General features: G+C 72.8%; 1 protein-coding gene. It reads right to left on the bottom strand.

Annotation, left to right across the window (positions count from 1 at the left end):
* A partial coding sequence (locus tag OV208_RS27580) for a non-ribosomal peptide synthase/polyketide synthase (RefSeq protein ID WP_267576903.1) occupies nucleotides 1–19,773 on the bottom strand: 19,773 nt, incomplete at its 3' end.
* Nucleotides 19,774–19,782: the final 9 nt, after the last annotated feature.

The raw sequence follows: 19,782 nt of genomic DNA, 5'->3' as shown, positions 1-19,782 counted from the left end.
GAGGCCTTCAAGCTCCGAGAAGCGCCGGCCCGCGATGGGCGTGCCCACCAGCAGGTCGTCCTGCCCGGTGTAGCGCGAGAGCAGGAGCTGGTAGGCGGCCAGCAGGACCATGAAGGGCGTGGCCCCTTCCTTCCGGGCCAGGGCCTCGACGGCGTGGCCCAGCTCCCGGGGCAGCCTCAGCGGGATGCGGGATGCCTGCGCGGCCGGGACGGAAGCGCGCGGCGTCCCGGTGGGCAGCTCCAGTTGCGTGGGGGCGCCGGCCAGGTGCTGGCGCCACCAGGAGACCTGCTGCTCCAGCACGTCACCGTGCAGCCACGAGCGCTGCCACGCGGCATGGTCGGCGTACTGCACCGGCAGCGCGGGCAGGGCCGTGGGCCTGCCGTCGTGGAAGCCCTGGTAGAGCGCGGCCATCTCGCGCACCAGCACGCCGGTGGACCAACCGTCGGAGATGATGTGGTGCAGGGTCTGCAGCAGGACGTGCTGGGACTCACTCAGCCGCAGCAGGTGGACCCGTAGCAGCGGACCGGCGGCGAGGTCGAAGGGACGCGCGGCCTCTTCCGCGGCGAGCCGTCGCGCTTCGGCTTCCGGGTTCGTGGAGCCCGACAGGTCCGTGCGGGGCAGATGGAAGGGCGCGGGCGGGTGGATGTGCTGCACGGGCACGCCTTCATGCTGCGCGATGGTGGTGCGCAACGCTTCGTGCCGGTGCACCAGCGCTTCGAAGGCGCGCTCCAGGGCCGCGGCGTCCAGGGCGCCGTGGATCCGCAGCGCCACGGGGATGTTGTACGCGGGCGAGCCGGGTTGCAGCTGGTCCAGGAACCACATCCGCTGCTGGGCGAAGGAGAGGGGCGGCGTGTCCGTGCGCGGGACGGGCACGAACGCGGGCAGTTCCCTGGCACGGCCTGCGTGCTCGATGCGCGCGGCGAGCCTTCGCAGCGTGGGCTCCTCGAAGAGGGCGCGCACGGGCAGCTCCACGTCGAAGGCAGCGCGGATCCGGGCAACCACCCGCGTGGCCAGCAGGGAGTGGCCGCCCAGGGCGAAGAAGTCATCCTGCGCGCCGACGGTGGGCACGCGCAGCACGTCGGCCCAGAGCGCCGCGAGCTTCTCCTCGGTCCCGGGACGGGGGGCTTCGTGGCCGTGCGCCTGGGCTTCGGGCGCGGGCAGCGCCTTCCTGTCCACCTTGCCGTTGGGCGTCAGGGGTAGGGCGTCCAGCATCACGTAGGCGGCGGGCGCCATGGACTCGGGCAGCGTCCGCAGGAGGAAGCCGCGCAGCTCGACGGCGTCGGGCGCGCGGGTGCTTGGGACGACGTAGGCGACGAGCCGTGCATTGCCCGGCACGTCCTCACGTACCAGGACGAGCGCCTGGGCGACGGCGGAGTGCTGACGCAGCAGGGCTTCGATTTCACCCAGCTCGATGCGCAGGCCGCGCAGCTTCACCTGGAAGTCGATGCGGCCCAGGTATTCGAGCGTGCCGTCCTCGCTCCAGCGCGCCTTGTCTCCCGTGCGGTACATGCGCTCGCCGGGGGTGGTGGCGAAGGGGTTCGGGACGAAGCGCTCGGAGGTGCGGGCGGGCTGGCCCAGGTAGCCACGCGCCAGGCCCGCGCCCGCGATGAAGAGCTCACCGGCGACACCCACGGGCACGGGTTGCTGGTGCGCATCCAGCACGTATGTGCGCACGTTGAGCAGCGGCCCGCCCAGGGTGGGTTGCGTCCGTGGACGGACGGCGAAGGCGGTGGCGTCCACGGTGCACTCGGTGGGGCCGTAGACGTTGAAGGTGCGCGTGCGCGTGGAGGCCGCGAGCGTCGCCCACGTCGCTTCATCCAGGGCTTCACCGCCGGGCACGAGCAGGGCCGGAGCGAAGTCTCCGTCCAGCAGGCCCGCCTGGAGCAGCAGCCGCAGCAGCGAGGGCGTGCAGTCCAGCACGTCCACCCTGGCCTCGCGCACCCAGGGCACCATCGCTTCCGCGTCCTGACGGAGGGCGTCCGGGACGATGCACAGGCAGTGGCCGTCCAACAGTTGCACGACCTGCTTGACGGAGCCGTCGAAGGCCAGCGGCGCGTTGACGCTGACGCGCAGGCCGGACGGCTGGGCCTCGTAGACGGTCCGCTTCAGCGCCGCATGCAGGTTGAGCACCGAGCGGTGCTGCACCATGACGCCCTTGGGCGTGCCCGTGGAGCCCGAGGTGTAGATGACGTAGGCCAGATTGTCGGGGCCGGCCCATGGCGCCGGATCATGCGTCGGCTCCGAAGCGAGGTGTTCTCCTGCCGCGTCCAGGCACGGCGTCTGGAGACCCGAAGCCTCCAGCTCCGCGGCCAGCCGCGCCGGGGTGAGGACGACGCGGGCCGCGCTGTCCTGGATGGCGAAGCTCCTGCGTTGGATCGGCCAGGCGGGATCCAGGGGCACGTAGGCGCCACCGGCCTTGAGGACCCCGAGCAGCGCGACCACCATCTGGACGGACCGCTCGAAGCAGAGCGCGACGCGCACCTCCGGCCCGACGCCCCGGGCGCGCAGCGCGTGGGCGAGCTGGTTCGATTTGGCGTTGAGCTGGGTGAACGTCAGGACTTCGTTCTCGAAGCGCACCGCGGGCGCGTCGGGCGTGCGCGCCACCTGCTGTTCGAAGAGGCTGTGGAAGGTGCCTTCGCGCACCGGCTCCCGGGCGGTGTCGTTCCAGTCCACGAGCATCCGCTGGCGCTCCTCGGGCGTCAGCAGCGTCAGGTCGTGGAGGGCCTGATCGGGTCGGGCGACGAGGGACTCCAGCAGCACCTGGAAGTGCCGTGCGAGGCCGGTGGCCGTGGCCTTGGAGACTCGCGCGGCGCGGTACTGGAGCACGCCCTGGAGGCCATCCGGCGTGTCGCTCAGGTTGAGGGAGAGCTCGAACTTGCTGGGGGCCGCGAGCTCCTCACCGAAGGGACGCAGCGTCAGGGAGGGCAGGGCGAGCGCCTCCACCGGCAGGTTCTGCAACACGAAGAACGCCTGGAACAGGGGCGTGCGGTCCAGGTCGCGTTCGGGGTGGAGCTCCTCGACGAGCTTCTCGAACGGGACGTCCTGGTGCTCGAAAGCCCCCAGCGTGGCCTCCCGCACCTGGGCCAGCAACTCCCGGAACGAAGCCGTCGCGCCGGGCCGCGCGCGCAGCACCAGCGTGTTGACGAAGAAGCCGATGAGGCCTTCGAGCTCCGAGAAGCGCCGGCCCGCGATGGGCGTGCCCACCAGCAGGTCGTCCTGCCCGGTGTAGCGCGAGAGCAGGAGCTGGTAGGCGGCCAGCAGGACCATGAAGGGCGTGGCCCCTTCCTTCCGGGCCAGGGCCTCGACGGCGTGGCCCAGCTCCCGGGGCAGCCGCAGCGGGATGCGGGAGGCCTGCGCGGCCGGGACGGAAGCGCGCGGCGTCCCGGCGGGCAGCTCCAGTTGCGTGGGGGCGCCGGCCAGGTGCTGGCGCCACCAGGAGACCTGCTGCTCCAGCACGTCACCGTGCAGCCACGAGCGCTGCCACGCGGCATGGTCGGCGTACTGCACCGGCAGCGCGGGCAGGGCCGTGGGCCTGCCGTCGTGGAAGCCCTGGTAGAGCGCGGCCATCTCGCGCACCAGCACGCCGGTGGACCAACCGTCGGAGATGATGTGGTGCAGCGTCAGCAAGAGGACGTGCTGGGCTCCACCCAGCTTCAGCAGGTGGACCCGCAGCAGCGGACCGGCGGCGAGGTCGAAGGGACGCGCGGCCTCTTCCACGGCGAGCCGGTGCACTTCGGCTTCGGGGTTCGCGGCGTCCGTCACGTCCGTGCGAGGCAGGTGGAAGGGCGCGGGCGGGTGGATGTGCTGCACGGGCGCGCCGTCGCGCTGCGCGAAGGTGGTGCGCAGCGTTTCATGCCGGTGCACCAACGCTTCGAACGCGCGCTCCAGGGCCTCGACGTCCAGGGGCCCTTCGGCGCGCAGCGCCACGGGCATGTTGTACGCGGGGGAGCCGGGTTGCAGTTGATCCAGGAACCACAGGCGCTGCTGCGCGTACGACAGCGGCAGGACGCCGTCTCGCGACGTGGGCACCAGCGGGGGGAGCCCGGGGAGGCCCTTCGCGGTGTCGTCGATCCTCCGCGCCAGCTCCCGGAGGGTGGGCGCTTCGAAGTGCACGCGCAGCGGCAGCTCCACCCCGAAGGTGGAGCGGATGCGGCTGACCACCCGGGTCGCGAGCAGGGAGTGTCCCCCCAGTTCGAAGAACTGATCCTCCGCGCCGATGCGTGAGATGCCCAGCACCTGCGACCACAGCCCGGCGAGCGCCTGCTCGGTGGGGGTGGAGGGCGGCTGGAAGCTCGCGCTCCCCGTGGGCTGCTCCGGCACGGGCAGCACCTTGCGGTCCACCTTCCCGTTGGGCGTCCGGGGCAGCGCGGGCAGCACGACCAGGGCCGCGGGCACCATGAAGCCGGGCAGCCGCTGCTGCACGTGCGCGCGCAACGCCGCCACGTCCGGGAGGGCGCCGGCCTGGGTCGGTGCCACGTAGGCGACGAGCCGACGGTCGCCGGGCACGTCCTCGCGCACCACCACCACGGCTTCGTGCACGCCGGGGAAGGCGCGCAGGGCTTCTTCTACCTCGCCCAGTTCGATGCGGAAGCCGCGCACCTTCACCTGGAAGTCGATGCGGCCCTGGTACTCCAGCGTGGCGTCCGCCTTCCAACGGATCTTGTCACCCGTCCGGTACATGCGCGCGCCCGGGACGGAAGCGAACGGATCCGGCACGAAGCGCTCCGCCGTCAGGTGCGGCCGGTGCAGGTAGCCCCGCGCCAGCCCGGCCCCGCCCAGGTAGAGCTCTCCGGACACGCCCACTGGCACGGGGCGCAGCTGCGCGTCCAGCACGTACGCCTGCGTGCCCGCGAGCGGACGGCCGATGGACGGCGGCAGCGCGGACTGCTCCGACACCCGCGCGTACGTCGAATAGGTCGTGTCCTCCGTGGGGCCGTAGAGGTTGTACACATCCCGCACCGTCCCGGTGGCGTACAGCGCCCGGGCCAGGGCCGCCGGCAGCGGTTCCCCGGCCAGGTTCACCGTCCGGACCCCCGAGGGCAGTGCCTCCATCCGCAGCAGCTCCGCCATCGCGGAGGGCACCGTGTTGACGAGCGTCACCTCGTCCCTCGCCGGCAGCGACGCCAGCGCCAGGGCGTTGTCCGCCAGGTACACCCGGCCGCCACGGGCCAGGGGGACGAACAGCTCGAACACCGACAGGTCGAAGCTCACCGACGTCGCCGCCAGCACGCCGGCCAACTGCTCACGGGAGAAAGTGTCCAGCGCCCAGTGCACGAACGCCACCGCGCTGCGGTGTGCCACCGCCACGCCCTTGGGGCGCCCCGTGCTTCCGGACGTGTAGAGCACGTAGGCCAGCGCCTCCGGCAGGTCGCTTCGCTCCGGCCGGTGCGACGGCTGGTGCGCCACGGCCGCGAAGCCGTCCAGCAGCACGTCCTGGACGCCAGGGGCCGTCAGCCGCTGCGCCACCGAGCGCTGCGTCAGCCGCACGGGCGCGCGCGAGTCCTCCAGCATGGAGGTCAGCCGCTCCTGGGGATAGCTCGGATCCAGCGGCACGTAGGCACCGCCGGCCTTCAGCACGCCCAGCAGCGCCACCACCAGTTCGGTGGTGCGCTCCAGGCACACGGCCACCGCGACGTCCGGGCCCACGCCCAGCGCGCGCAGGTGGTGCGCGAGCTGGTTGGCCCGCGCGTCGAGCTGCCCGTAGGTGAGCCGCTGCGTGCCCACCACCAACGCGATGGCGTCCGGGGTGCGCTCCACCTGGGCTTCCACCAGGTGGTGCAGGGCCCCGGCCGTCGAAGGCACCGGGCCCGTGCGGTTCCATTCGACGAGCACCTGAGCGCGCTCGGCCGCGTCCAGCAGGCTGACGTGGGACACGGGCGCATCCGCGTCCGCCGTCACCGCCGTGAGCAGTCGCACGAAGTGCCGCGCCATGCGCGTCACCGTCGCCGGGTCGAAGAGGTCGGTGTTGTAGCCGAGCGCCCCGACGAACACGCCGTCGCGCTCCTCCAGGCTGAAGCCGAGGTCGAACTTGGCGCTGGTGTCCTCCACCGGCTCCACGCCCAGCACCAGGCCGGGCAGCGCGAGCATCGTGCCCGGGGCGTTCTGGAGCGCGAACATCACCTGGAACAGCGGCCCCCGGCTCAGGTCGCGCTGGGGGTGCAGCGCTTCCACCAGCGATTCAAAGGGCACGTCCTGGTGTGCGTAGGCCGAAAGTGCCGTGGCCCGCACGCGGGCCAGCAGCCCGGCGAAGGAGTCCCGTGCGTCGATGCGGGCGCGCAGCACCAGGGTGTTCACGAAGAAGCCGACGAGGCCCTCGGTCTCCGCATGGTGGCGGTTCGCGATGGGAGAGCCGACGCTCACGTCGTCCTGTCCGGAGTAGCGCGACAGCAACAACTGCCAGGCCGCCAGGAGCACCATGAAGTCGGTGGCGCCGTGCTTCTGGGCCAGGTGCTTCACGGCGTCACCCAGCGCGCGCTCCAGCCGCACGGGGACCGCCGCGCCAAGGAAGGTCTGCACCGCGGGTCGGGGACGGTCCGTGGACAGCTCCAGGGCCGCTGGCGCTCCCTCCAGGGCGTCGCGCCACCAGGCCAGCTCGCGCCCCAGCGTCTCTTCCCGCAGCCACTTGTGCTGCCACAAGGCGTAGTCCGCGTACTGGAGGGGCAGCAGCGGCAGGGCGGGCGTCCCGCCTTCGTGGAAGGCGCGGTACAGCTCGCCCAGGTCGCGCACCAGGACCGCGATGGACCAACCGTCGGTGACGATGTGGTGCAGCGTCAGCAGCAGCAGGTGCCGTTGAGGCTCCAGGCGCAGCAGCGTGGTGCGCATCAGCGGCCCGCGCGCCAGGTCGAACGGGCGCCAGGCCTCCGTCATCGCCAGCCGCTGGGCCTCATGCTCGCGCGTCGCCGCGGGGACGGGCTCCAGGTCCACGACGGCCAGCTCCGTGAGCGGCTCCGGGTGGACGTGCTGCACGGGAGAATCACCCTGGAGCGGGAAGGTGGTGCGCAGCACTTCGTGACGCAGGACCAGGGCGTGGAGCGCCCGCCGCAGGGCCTCCGTGTCGAGCGCGCCCTCCAGCCGCACCACGCTGGGCACGTTGTAGGTCGTGCCGCCCGGTTGGAGCTGATCCAGGAACCAGAGTCGCTGCTGGGCGAATGACAGGGGCACAAGGCCCACGCGCTCCACCCGCTCCATCACGGGCGCGGTGACGCGCGGCAGGTGCTCCAGGCGCTCCGCGAGCAACGCCACCGTGGGCGCTTCGAACAACTGGCCCAGGGGCAACTCCACGCCCAGCGTGGCGCGGATGCGGGAGACCACCTGGGTCGCCAGCAGGGAATGGCCCCCCAGCTCGAAGAAGTCGTCATCGACGCCCACGCGCTCCAGGTGCAGCACCTCCGCCCAGATGGCGGCGAGGCGTGCTTCCGTCTCGGTGCGGGGCGCGGTGAAGGCGTCCGGCTGAGACGGTGCCGGGGCCTCCGGCGCGGGCAGGGCCTTTCGGTCCACCTTGCCGTTGGACGACAGCGGCAGCGCGTCCAGCAGGACCACCGCCGAGGGCACCATGTAGTCCGGCAGCACCTTCTGCACCCAGGTCCGGACCGCCTTGCCATCCACCTGAGTGCCCGCCACGTACGCGACGAGCCGCTTGTCGCCCGGCACGTCCTCGCGCACCACGACCACGGCCTCCGCCACGCCAGGACACCGGCGCACCGCGGCCTCCACCTCGCCCAGTTCGATGCGGAAGCCGCGCACCTTCACCTGGAAGTCGGTGCGGCCCAGGAACGCCAGCGTGCCGTCCGCCCGCCACTTCACCTGATCCCCGGTGCGGTACAGCCGCGTCCCCGGTAGGGCCCCGAAGGGATTTGGGACGAAGCGCTCCGCGGTCAGCTCCGGCTGATCCAGATAGCCCCACGCGAGCCCGTCGCCTCCGACGTGCAGCTCCCCGGGCACGCCCACCGGCACGGGCTGCCCGGCTGGATCCAGGACGTACGCCGTGGAGTGAGCCAGGGGCCGGCCAATGGGCACCTGGTGCTCCACCGCATCGCCGTGCCGCAGCGCCTGCGTCACGGAGAAGGTGGTGTTCTCCGTGGGCCCGTAGCCGTTGATCAGCACCGCGCCCGGCGGCATCCGCGCCAGGTGCTCCCGGACGCGCACGGCGGGGAGCACGTCGCCTCCGGCCAGCAACTGGTTCACGCCCGCCAGTGCGTCCGGCTGGTGCTGCGCCATCTGTTCGAACAGCGCGGCGGTGAGCCAGAGCGAGTCCACTGCGTGCCGCGACAGCAGCCCGCCCAGCTCCTCCAGCGACAGCGCGTGAGGCGGGGCCAGCACCAGCCGCGCCCCATGCAGGAGGGCTCCCCAGATTTCCAGCGTCGACGCGTCGAAGGCCACCGGCGCGGCCTGCAGCCAGGTGCGCTCCGGTCCGAAGCGCGCGAAGCCCTGACCCTCCACGAGTCGCACCACGCCCCGGTGGGGCACGCACACGCCCTTCGGCTGGCCCGTGCTCCCGGAGGTGAACATCACGTAGGCCAGGGCCTCCGCGCCTCCGCGCGACTCGGGCGCGCTCACCGGCCGGGCCGCGAGCGCCTTCGCCTCCTCGTCCAGGAGCACCAGCAGGGCGCCGGTCTCCGGGAGGTCATCCGCCAGCGCGGACTGCGTCAGCAGCACGCCCACGCGCGCCTGCGACAGCATGAACAACTGCCGCTGCGCGGGGGCCCCCGCGTCGATGGGCACGTAGGCGGCTCCGGCCTTCAGCACGCCCAGCAGCGCCACCACCAGCTCCACCGAACGCTCCAGGTACACGCCCACGCGCGCACCGGCGGTCACGCCCAGCGCCCGGAGGTGGTGCGCGACCTGGTTGGAGGCTCGCTCCAGCTCCGCGTACGTCAGGGTCCGCTCCGCCTGGACCAATGCGACCGCGTCCGGCGTGCGCGCGGCCTGCGCGGAGAACCGCTCGTGGATGGACGCATCGCGCGGGTAGTCCGACGCGGTGGCGTTCCATTCGCGCAGCAACTGCTCCTGCTCCGCTGCGTCCATCAGCGGCAGCGCCCCGAGCGTGCGCTCCGGCGCCTCGGCGATCCCCCGGGCCAGCGTGGCCAGGTGGGAGGCCATCGCCGCCACCGTGGCGGTGTCGTAGAGGTCGGTGTTGTGGACGAGCGCGCCGGTGAAGCCCTCCGCCGTCTCTTCCAGGTGCAGCGAGAGGAAGAAGGGTGACGTGCGCGGCTCCGGCTCCAGCAGCCGCAGCGCGAGCCCTCGCACGGACAGCTCCGGCATCGGCGTGTTGTGCAGGGTGAACGTCACCTGGCACAGCGGCGGATGACTCAGGCTGCGCTCGGTCTGGAGCGCCTCCACCAGCTTCTCGAAGGGCAGATCCTGATGCGCGAAGGCCCCCAGCGCGGCCTCTTGCACCTGGGCCAGCAGCTCGCTGAAGCGCAGGTCGCCCCGAGGCTTCGCCCGCAGCACCAGCGTGTTGACGAAGCAGCCCACCAGCGCCTCGGTCTCCACCCGGTGGCGCCCGGCCACCGGCGATCCCACCAGCACGTCCTCCTGCCCCGAATACCGGTGCAGCAGCGTCTGCCACGCCGCGAGCAGCACCATGAAGGGCGTGGCGCCCTCGCGCAGCGCGAGCGCCTTGAGCGCCTGGGAGACGTCCTTCGGCAACCGGACCGGCACCCGGGCGCCGTGGAACGTCTGGGCCGCGGGGAGCGGACGGTCCGTGGGCAGCTCCAGCACGCGGGGCGCGCCCGCGAGCCTCTCCTTCCAGTACCCCAGTTGCCGCTCCAGCACCTCGCCCTGGAGCATGCGCCGCTGCCACACGGTGTAGTCCACGTACTGCACGGGCAGCGCGGGCAGGGTGGGCTCACCGCCCGCCAGGAGGTCCGCGTAGAGCGAGGCGATCTCCCGCACCACCACGCCCATGGACCAGCCGTCGGAGACGACGTGGTGCAGGGTCAGCAGCAGCAGGTGCCGCTGGGGCTCCAGGCGCAGCAGCGTCGCGCGCATCAGGGGCCCTCGCGCCAGGTCGAAGGGCTTCAGGCTCTCCTCGGCGGTGAGGCGCGCGGACTCGCGCTCGCGCTCGGCCGGGGGCAGGGCCTCCAGGTCCACGCGCTCTAGCGTCAGCGACGTGTCCCCGGCCAGCACCTGCACGGGTCCGTCCGCCTCCGAGCGGAACGTGGTGCGCAGCGCTTCGTGCCGCCGCGCCAGGTGCTGGAAGCAGCGCTCCAGCACGGCCACATCCAGCGGCCCGTCCATCCGGACCGCGGTGGCGATGTTGTGGAAGGGGCTGCCGGGTTCCATCTGGTCCAGGAACCACAGCCGCTGCTGGGCGAACGACAGCGGGAAGGCCCGCCCGTCGCGGGCCTGGGGAAGCAGGGGCGTCTGGGCGACCGACGGCACGGCCCGCAGCAGTTCGATGCGCGCGGCCAGCTCCGCCACCGTGGGGGCGACGAAGAGCTCGCGCACGGGCAGGTCCGCGTCCAGGGACTCGCGCACGCGGGAGATGACCTGCGTGGCCAGGAGCGAGTGGCCTCCCAGCTCGAAGAAGTTGTCGTGCAGGCCCACCTGCTCCAGCCGCAGCACCTGCGCCCACAGCGACGCGAGCGCCTGCTCCAGGGCGGTGCGGGGCGCCACGAACTCGCGCTCCAACTCCGGGCGGGCGCCGTCGGGATCCGGCAGCGCCTTTCTGTCCACCTTGCCGTTGGAGGTGATGGGGATGGCCGGCACGGCGAGGAAGGCCGAGGGCACCATGTACTCGGGCAGCTTGCGGCCCGCCCAGCGGCGCAGCTCGGACACGGAGGGCAGGGCTTCGCCCGCGCGCGCCACCAGGTACGCGACGAGCCGCCGGTCTCCCCGCGCGGGACCCCGGGCGTCCACCACCGCCTCGTGCACCGCGGGATGCTCCGCGAGCACCGTCTCGATTTCGCCGGTCTCCACGCGGAAGCCGCGCACCTTCACCTGCTGGTCCGCGCGGCCCAGGAACTCGATGTTGCCGTCCGGGAAGAAGCGGGCCCGGTCTCCCGTCTTGTACATGCGCGCCCCCGGCCCGGCCTGGAAGGGATCCGGCACGAAGCGCTCGGCGGTGAGCGCCGGGGCGTGGGCATAGCCGTCGGCCAGGCACTCGCCGCCGATGAAGAGATCGCCCGTGACGCCCACCGGCTGGGTGCGCAGGCGCGCGTCGAGCACGTAGTAGCGGGCGTTGGAGATGGGGCGGCCATACGGGATGGACGTCCACGCGGGCTCCAGCGCGCCCACGCGGAAGAAGTTGGACCAGATGGTCGCTTCCGTGGCGCCGCCCAGGCTGATGACCTGGGCGTGGGGGAAGACGGCGCGGATGGCGTCCGGCAGGGTGAGGGGGATCCAGTCGCCGGAGAGGAACACGCGCCGCAGGGCCGGGCCGCCCGCGCCGAAGTGGGTCGTCAGTTGCTGGAGCGCGGCGGGGGCGCTGTCCCAGAAGGTGATGTCGCGCTCGCGCAGCATCGCGGCCAGCCGCTGCGGATCGCGCAGGTCCTTCGCGGTGGCGACGACCAGCGTCCCGCCGACGGCGAGCACGCCGAACACGTCATAGACGGACAAGTCGAAGCAGGGCGAGGTGACGAAGAGCAGCCGCTCCGACGGGCCCACCTGGAACGTGGTGTTCACCCAGTGGATGAGGTTGATGGCGGGCGCGTGGCGCACGGAGACGCCCTTGGGCCGGCCCGTGGAGCCCGACGTGTGGATGATGTACGCCAGGTTGTCTGGCCGCACGTCCGTCGTCGGGGTGTCCTCGCGGCCGGTGACAAGCTCCAGCCCGCCCTCGCCCAGACAGAGGACGCGCGCGCCGGTGTCGCTGAACGCGTCCGCCAGGGGGGCCTGGGTGAGCAGGATGGCCGCGCCGGAGTTGCGCAGGATGAAGGCGGAGCGATCCGCGGGGTACTCCGCGTCGATGGGCACGTACGCGGCCCCCGCCTTGAGGATGCCGAGCATCGCGACCAGCAGGTCGAAGGAGCGCTCCAGGCAGAAGGCCACGGTCTGTTCCGGCCGGACGCCCAGGGACAGCAGGTGCCACGCGAGGCGGTTGGAGCGCAGGTGCAGCTCGCGGTACGTGAGCCGTTCGGAGCCCAGCTCCGCGGCGATGGCCTCCGGGGTGCGCAGGGCCTGTGCGATGAACAGCTCATGCAGGCAGCGCTCGCGCGGGAAGTCGGCGCGGGTGTCGTTCCACGCTTCGACAATCCGCTGCTGCTCCGGGGGCGTGAGCCAGGCCAGGTCATCCAGGCGCGCCTCCGGCCGGGCCAGGGCGGACTCCAGCAGCACCCCCAGGTGCGTCACCATCCGGGCCGCCGTCGCCGCGGTGAACAGGTCGGTGCTGTACTCCAGCGAGCCCCGGTAGCCGTCCCCGGTGTCCGTCAGGGACAGCACCAGCTCCAGCTTGGCCGTCTGGCTCTCCTGCTCCACCGGAACGAACGTCAGCCCACCGGCCTCCAGCGCTTCGCCCGGAGCGTTCTGCAGGGCGAACAGCACTTGGACGAGCGGCGGCCGGCTGAGATCGCGCTCCAGGTCCAGGGCCTCCACCAACCGCTCGAAGGGCACCGACGGGTGCGCGAGCGCGCCCAGCGTCGTCTCACGCGCCTGACCCAGCAGCGTCAGGAAGCTCTCCGCGCCGGACAGGCGCGCGCGCAGGGGCAGCGTGTTGACGAACAGGCCGATGAGGCCCTCCCACTCCGGCCGCTCGCGGCCCGCCACGGGCGTGCCCACGACGACGTCGTCCTGACCGCTGTAGCGACCCAGCAGCGCCTGGAAGGTCGCGAGCAACGCCATGAAGGGCGTGACGCCCTGGTGCAGGCAGAACGCCTCCAGCGCGGTGGTGAGCGCGCGCGGCAGGTGCACGGGCTGCGAGGCGCCGCGCGGGGACAGGGTGGCGGGGCGGGGGAAGTCGGTGGGCAGCTCCAGCGAGCGCGGCACGTGGGCCAACTGGCGCCGCCAGTACGCGAGCTGGGACTCCAGCGCTTCGGCCTGGAGCACGTCGCGCTGCCAGTGCGCATAGTCGGCGTACTGCACCGGCAGCGGCGTCAACGGCGCGGGCTGTCCGGACCGGAAGGCGCGGTAGAGGGCCGCCATCTCGCGGATGAGCACGCCCATGGACCAGCCGTCGGAGACGATGTGGTGCATCGTCATCAGGAGCACGTGCCGCGTGGCGTGCAGCTTCAGCAGCGTCATGCGCAAGAGCGGACCGTGTTCCAGGTCGAAAGGCCGCACGGCCTCCGCCAGCATGAGGCGCGTGGCCTCCGCTTCGGGCTGCGCGTGGCCCGACAGGTCCACCACGGGCAGGGGCACGGGCGCGGCCGGATGGATGACCTGGACCGGCCTGCCGGAGGCGTCACGGAAGGTGGTGCGCAGGGCTTCGTGGCGGAGCACCAGCCCGTCGAAGCCCTGGCGCAACGCCTCCACGTCCAGTGCCCCCTCCATGCGGAGCGCCGCCGGGATGTTGTACGTGGCGGTGCCGGGCTGGAGCTGCTCCAGGAACCACAGGCGCTGCTGTGCGAAGGACAGCGGGAGCGCACCGTCGCGAGGCGCGAGCTTGAGAGGCGCCAGCCGGCTTGCCGGTCCGGCCAGGAGCGCGGCGTCCACCTGGAGGGCCAGCCGCTCCACGGAAGGCGACTCGAAGAGGGCCCGCAGCGGCAGGGCGATGCCGAAGGCCGCGCGCAGGCGGGACAGGGCCTGGGTGGCGAGCAGCGAGTGGCCGCCCCGTTCGAAGAAGTCGTCCTGCGCGCCCATGTCCGGCACGCGCAGCACCTCCGCCAGCAGCAGGGCCAGCCGCCGCTCCGTGTCCGTGCGCGGGGCCACGTAGGCCCGCTGCGTGAGCGCTCCTTCCGGCGCGGGCAGGGCCTTGCGGTCCACCTTGGCGTTCGCCGTGAGGGGCAGGGCGTCCAGCGGGACGATGGCCGACGGCACCATGTACTCCGGCAGGCGCTGCTGGAGAAAAGCGCGCAGCACGGCGAAATCCAGCACCTGGCCCTCGGGGGGCACCACGTAGGCCACGAGCCGCTTGTCGCCCGGCACGTCTTCGCGCACCACGGCCACGGCGGCGCGGATGCCCGGCGCCGCGAGCAGCGCGGCCTCCACTTCGGACAGCTCCACGCGGAAGCCGCGCACCTTCACCTGGGTGTCGATGCGGCCCAGGAACTCCAGCACCCCGTCCACGCGCCAGCGCGCCTTGTCGCCGGTGCGGTAGAGCCGGGCCCCCGGCTCGGCGCCGAACGGATCCGGCACGAAGCGCTCGGCGGTGAGGTCTGGCCGGCCCAGGTAGCCCCGCGCGACGCCGGGGCCGCCGACGTACAGCTCCCCGGGGACGCCCACGGGCAGGGGCTGGAAGTGGTCGTCCAGCAGGTACACCCGCGTATTGGAGAGGGGCTGGCCAATGGGCACGGTGGTGCCCGGGTGCTCCGGCCGCGTCATCCGGAAGCACGTCGTGAAGAGCGTGGCCTCCGTGGGGCCGTAGCAGGCGGTGACGGGGATGCGCAGCGTCTCCAGCACCTTGCGCACGTGCGGGGCGGAGACGACGTCGCCGCCGGTGAGCAACTGCCGGACGCCGCGCAGGATCTCCGGCTTCAGGTCCACCACCTGGGTGAACAGGCCGGAGGTGAGGTGCAGCGTGGTGACGCGGTGGTGCTCCAGGACGTGGCCCAGCAGCTCCAGGTCGCTGGGGGACTGGGGCGGGAAGAGCACCAGCCGGCCGCCAAAGGCGAGCGGCCCCCACAGCTCCAGGACGGAGGCGTCGAAGGACACCGGCGCGATGAGCAGGAAGGACTCTTCGGGCCCCAGGTGCGCGTAGCGGGGCGCGTGCAAAAGCCGCTGGAGGCTCCGGTGGTCCACCGCGACGCCCTTGGGACGGCCGGTGCTCCCGGAGGTGAAGACGACGTAGGCCAGGTTTCGCGCCGACACCCCGGTGGAGGGCGGCGTGGACGGCAGGGCCTTCCAGCCGTCCTCCTCCACGTAGACGCGCCGCGCGGACTCCAGCTCCGGCAGCCTTCCGCCCAGCTCCCGCGTGGTCACCAGCACCCGCGCGCCGGAGTCCTCCAGCATGTGCGTCAGGCGCTGGGCGGGATAGGACGCGTCCAGCGGCACATAGGCGCCGCCGGCCTTGAGGATGGCCAGCAGCGACACCACCAGCTCCGGCGAGCGCTCCAGGCACAGCGCCACGGCCACGTCGGGGCCCACGCCCAGCGAGCGCAGGCGGTGCGCGAGCCGGTTGGCGAGCGCGTCCAGTTGCGCGTACGTGAGGCGGTGTTCGCCGGACTCCACGGCCACCGAGTCCGGACGCAGCGCGGCCTGCCGCTCCACCAGGGTGTGCAGGCAGGTGTCCGCGGGGTAGTCCGCGTCGGTCGCGTTGAAGCCCTCCATCACCTGGAGCCGCTCGGCCACGGGCATCAGGGGCAGGGTGGCCAGCGGCGCGTCGGGCGACGCGAGCGCGCCCTCCAGCAGCACGCGCAGGTGTCCCGCGAGGCGCTCGGCGGTGGCCGGCGCGTACAGGTCGGTGTTGTACGTGAGGGTGCCGTGGAAGCCGTCACGCGTGGGGAAGAGGGACACCTCCAGGTCGAACTTCGACGTGCCCGGATCCAGGTCCAGGGGCTGCAACTTCATGCCCGGCACCTCCAGCACGCCCTGCGGCGCGTTCTGGAGGGCGAAGAACACCTGGAAGAGCGGCGGGAGGCCCAGGTCTCGCGCGGGCTGGAGCTCCTCCACCAGCTTCTCGAAGGGCACGTCCTGGTGCGCGTAGGCGCCCAGCGTCATCTCCCGCACCTGGTCCACCAGGGCGCGGAAGGACGCGGCCTGTCCGGGGCGGGCGCGCAGCACCAGCGTGTTGACGAAGAAGCCGATGAGGCCTTCGAGCTCCGAGAAGCGGCGGCCGGCCATGGGCGAGCCGACGAGGATGTCGCCCTGCCCGCTGTAGCGGTGGAGCAGCGTGTACCAGGCGGCCAGCAGCACCATGAAGGGCGTGGCTTCCTGCTGGCGGGCCCGCTCCTTGATCGCGTCCGCCAGTTCGCGCGGCAGGTGGAGGGGAACGACGGCGCCCCGGAATGAGCGCACCGGGGGACGCGGGAAGTCGGTGGGCAGCTCCAGCGTCGCGGGCGCGCCGGCCAGCGTCTCGCGCCACCACGCAAGCTGCGTGGGCAGGCCGTCGCCCTGGGTGAGGAAGCGGTGCTGCCAGAGCGCGTAGTCGGCGTACTGCACCGGCAGCGGGGGGAGCGCTGGAGGCTGTCCGGCCCGGAAGGACAGGTAGAGCGCGGCCAGCTCCCGCACCAGCACGCCCATGGACCAGCCGTCGGAGACGATGTGGTGCATCACCAGCGCGAGCACGTGCCGCGCGTCATCCAGGCGCAGCAGCGTGGCGCGCAGGAGGGGACCCTGGGTGAGGTCGAACGGACGGGACAGCTCCTCCAGGGCCCGCCGCCGCGCCTCGGCGTCGCGGGTCTCTGGCGGGAGCGCGCGCAGCTCCACCCATTCGAGCGGCACCGGCGCGGGCGGGTGGATGCGCTGCACGCCCTGGTCGTCCTCGGACGCGAAGGTGGTGCGCAGCGCTTCGTGTCGCTGCACGAGCGCGTCCAGGCTGCGGCGCAGCGCCTCCACGTCCAGCGCGCCCTCCATCTGGAGGACCGCGGGCAGGTTGTAGGTGGCGGTGTCGGGTTCGAGCTGCTCCAGGAACCACAGGCGCTGCTGAGAGGAGGACAGCGGCAGCGGGCCTTCGCGCCCGCTCGCCACCAGCGGCGGGAGCGCCAGCACGGCCGGGGCCTCCGACCGGGGGCGCTGGCGCTCGCGCACGCGCTCCGCGAGCCGCGCCACCGTGGGCGACTCGAACAGCTCGCGCACCGCCAGCTCCACGCGGCACCGGTCGCGCAGGGCCCCGAGCAGTTGCAGCCCGATGACGGAGTCGCCACCCAGCTCGAAGAAGCTGTCGTGGATGCCGATGGGGTGGATGCCGAGCAGCCCGCTCCACACCTCACACAGCTCCGTCTCCAGGGCGTCGCGCGGCGGCGCGTGGGAGACGCTCATCTCCGGCCGGTTGCCCGGGACGGCCGCGACGACCGCGCTGCTGTCCACGGTGTCCGCGGGTTCGTGCGCGGAGGGCGCTGCCTGGACAGCGCCCGGCGGCGGCGCTCCCGGCCCCAGGGTGGGCTCCAGCCAGTGGCGCTGCCGCTCGAAGGGGTAGGTGGGCAGCGACACGCGGCGGCGCGCCGCGCGGCTGTTGAAGGCCTTCCAGTCCACGTCCACGCCCGCCTGCCACGCCTTGCCCACGGCCTCCAGGAGGACGGGCATGTCGCGCTCGCGCTCCAACGCGTGGGGCAGCGTGGGGGACACGACGACGCCCGTCGCGCGCTCCGGGTGCTGGAGCGCGAAGGTCGTCAGCGCGTTGCCGGGGCCCACCTCCAGCGCGAGCAGGTCCGGCTTGCGCAGCAGGGCCGTGATGCCCTGGGAGAAGCGGACGGCGCCGCGCAGGTGTCGGGCCCAGTAGTCGGGATCCGTGGCCTCCGCCGCCGTCAGGGGCTGGCCCGTGAGGTTGGAGTACAGCTCCACCTGCGGCGCCTTGCGCTCCACCGCGCGCACCGCGCGGGTGAAGGGCTCCAGGATGGGGTCCATCATGGAGGAGTGGAAGGCATGCGACGTGTGCAGCCGCCGCGCCTTGAGGCCGCGCGCGTCCAGCAGCCGTTCGAGTGACTCCACCGCCGCCAGGGGACCTGCGACGACACAGCGGCCGGGGGCGTTCACCGCCGCGAGCGACAGCTCCCGCCCCAGCAGGGGCAGCACCGCCTCCTCCGCGAGGGGCACCGCGCTCATCGCGCCCGGAGGCAGGCCCGCCATCAACCGGCCGCGCTCGCACACCAGCGTCACCGCGTCCGTCAGGGAGAAGACGCCCGCCAGACACGCGGCGACGTACTCACCGATGCTGTGTCCCAGCAATGCGGAGGGACGCAGGCCCCAGTGCATCAAGAGCCGCGCCAGCGCGTACTCCACCGCGAAGAGGGCGGGCTGGGCCCACTCCGTCGCCTTCAGCCGCGCGTCCGCTTCCTCGCCCGCGCCGCTCAGCACCAGGGTGCGCAGGTCCACGCCGCGCAGGGCGCGCACCCGCTCCGCGCACGCGTCGAAGTGCTCGCGGAACACCGGCTCGCGGCGGTGGAGGCCCGCGGCCATGCCGGCGTACTGCGAGCCCTGGCCGGAGAACAGGAACGCCACCGGGGGGCGCTGGGCGGCCTGCTGGCGCGTGGGCAGCCGCTCCGGGGTGGAGAGCGCCGCGAGCGCGTCCTGCGCGTCGCGCACCACGGCGAAGCGGCGGTGCGTGAAGTGCTGGCGTCCGGCCTGGAGCGTGTACGCCGCGTCCGCGAGCGGCGCGTCCGGCTGTTCGGCCAGATGATCCGCAAGGTTGTCGGTGGCCCGCTGCAGCGCTCCGGCCGTGCGCGCGCTGAGCACCAGGAGCTGGTAGGGCTCCGCGGGGGCGGAGGCTTCCGCGCGGGGCGGCTCCTCCAGGATGACGTGCGCGTTCGTGCCGCCAATGCCCAGCGAGGACACGGCCGCGCGCCGGGGGGCGCCGCCCGGCGGTGCGTCCCAGGGCAGGGGGCGGTCGTTGACGAAGAAGGGGCTCTCCGGCAGCTCCAGCGCCGGGTTGGGGCGCCGGAAGTGCAGGCTGGGGGGGATGACCCGGTCGCGCAGCGCGAGCGCGACCTTGATGAGGCCCGTCACGCCGGACGCGGCGTCCAGGTGGCCCACGTTGGACTTCACCGAACCGATGGCGCAGAACTGCTTGCGCTTGGTGGACCTGCGCCACGCCCGCGTCAGGCCCTGCAATTCAATGGGGTCGCCCAGCCGCGTCGCGGTGCCGTGGGCCTCCACGTAGCCGATGCTGTCCGGCTCCACGCCCGCGTTGCCGAGCGCCTCCAGCACCACCTCCGACACGCCGTCCATGCTGGGGGCGGTGAAGCCGACCTTGTTGCTGCCGTCGTTGTTGATGGCGGTGCCCAGGATGATGGCGTGGACGGTGTCGCCGTCCGCCATCGCCCGGTCCAACGGCTTGAGCACCACGCAGCCCACGCCGCTGCCGAAGAGGGTGCCCGTGGCGTCCGCGTCGAAGCTGCGACAGTGCCCGTCCACGGAGGCCACGCCTCCGGCGGAGTGCAGGTAGCCATTGCGCGTGTGCACAAGCACGGAGGCCCCGCCGACGAGGGCGACGTCGCACTCCTCGTTGAGCAGGGCCTGACAGGCGACGTGCGTGGCGACGAGCGACGAGGAGCACGCGGACTGCACCAGGTGGCTGGGCCCGCGGAGGTTCAGTTTGTAGGACACCCGCGTCGTCAGGTAGTCCTTGTCGTTGGCCAACTGGAGCTGGAGCGGATCCGTGGCCAGCGCCACCGGATTGCGCATCAGGTTGTAGAGCAGGTACGTGTCCATGGCCGCACCCGCGTAGACGCCCACGCGGCCCGGCACCTGCTGCGGGTTGTACCCGGCGTCCTCCAGCGCCTCCCAGGCGCACTCCAGGAAGTGACGGTGCTGCGGATCCAGCAGCGCCGCTTCCCGGGGCGTGATGCCGAAGAACGCGGCGTCGAACTGCTCCATCTCCTCCAGGTACGCCGCGGCCCGGACGTACTCGGGGCGGGCCACCTGCTCCGCCGGCACGCCGCGCTGGACCAGCTCCTCCGGCGTGAAGAACGACACCAGCTCCGTGCCTTCCCGCACCTGCCGCCAGAAGTCCTGGACCCGTTCGGACTTCGGGTAGTGCCCGGCGATGCCGATGATGGCGATTTCAGTTCCGGTGCGGCTCATGGCGGTTCT

Source organism: Corallococcus sp. bb12-1 (genome assembly GCF_026626765.1).
GTDB classification, from domain to species: domain Bacteria; phylum Myxococcota; class Myxococcia; order Myxococcales; family Myxococcaceae; genus Corallococcus; species Corallococcus terminator.
Note: the sequence above shows the minus strand (reverse complement) of the source record. Positions and strands in the feature narration are given on the sequence as shown.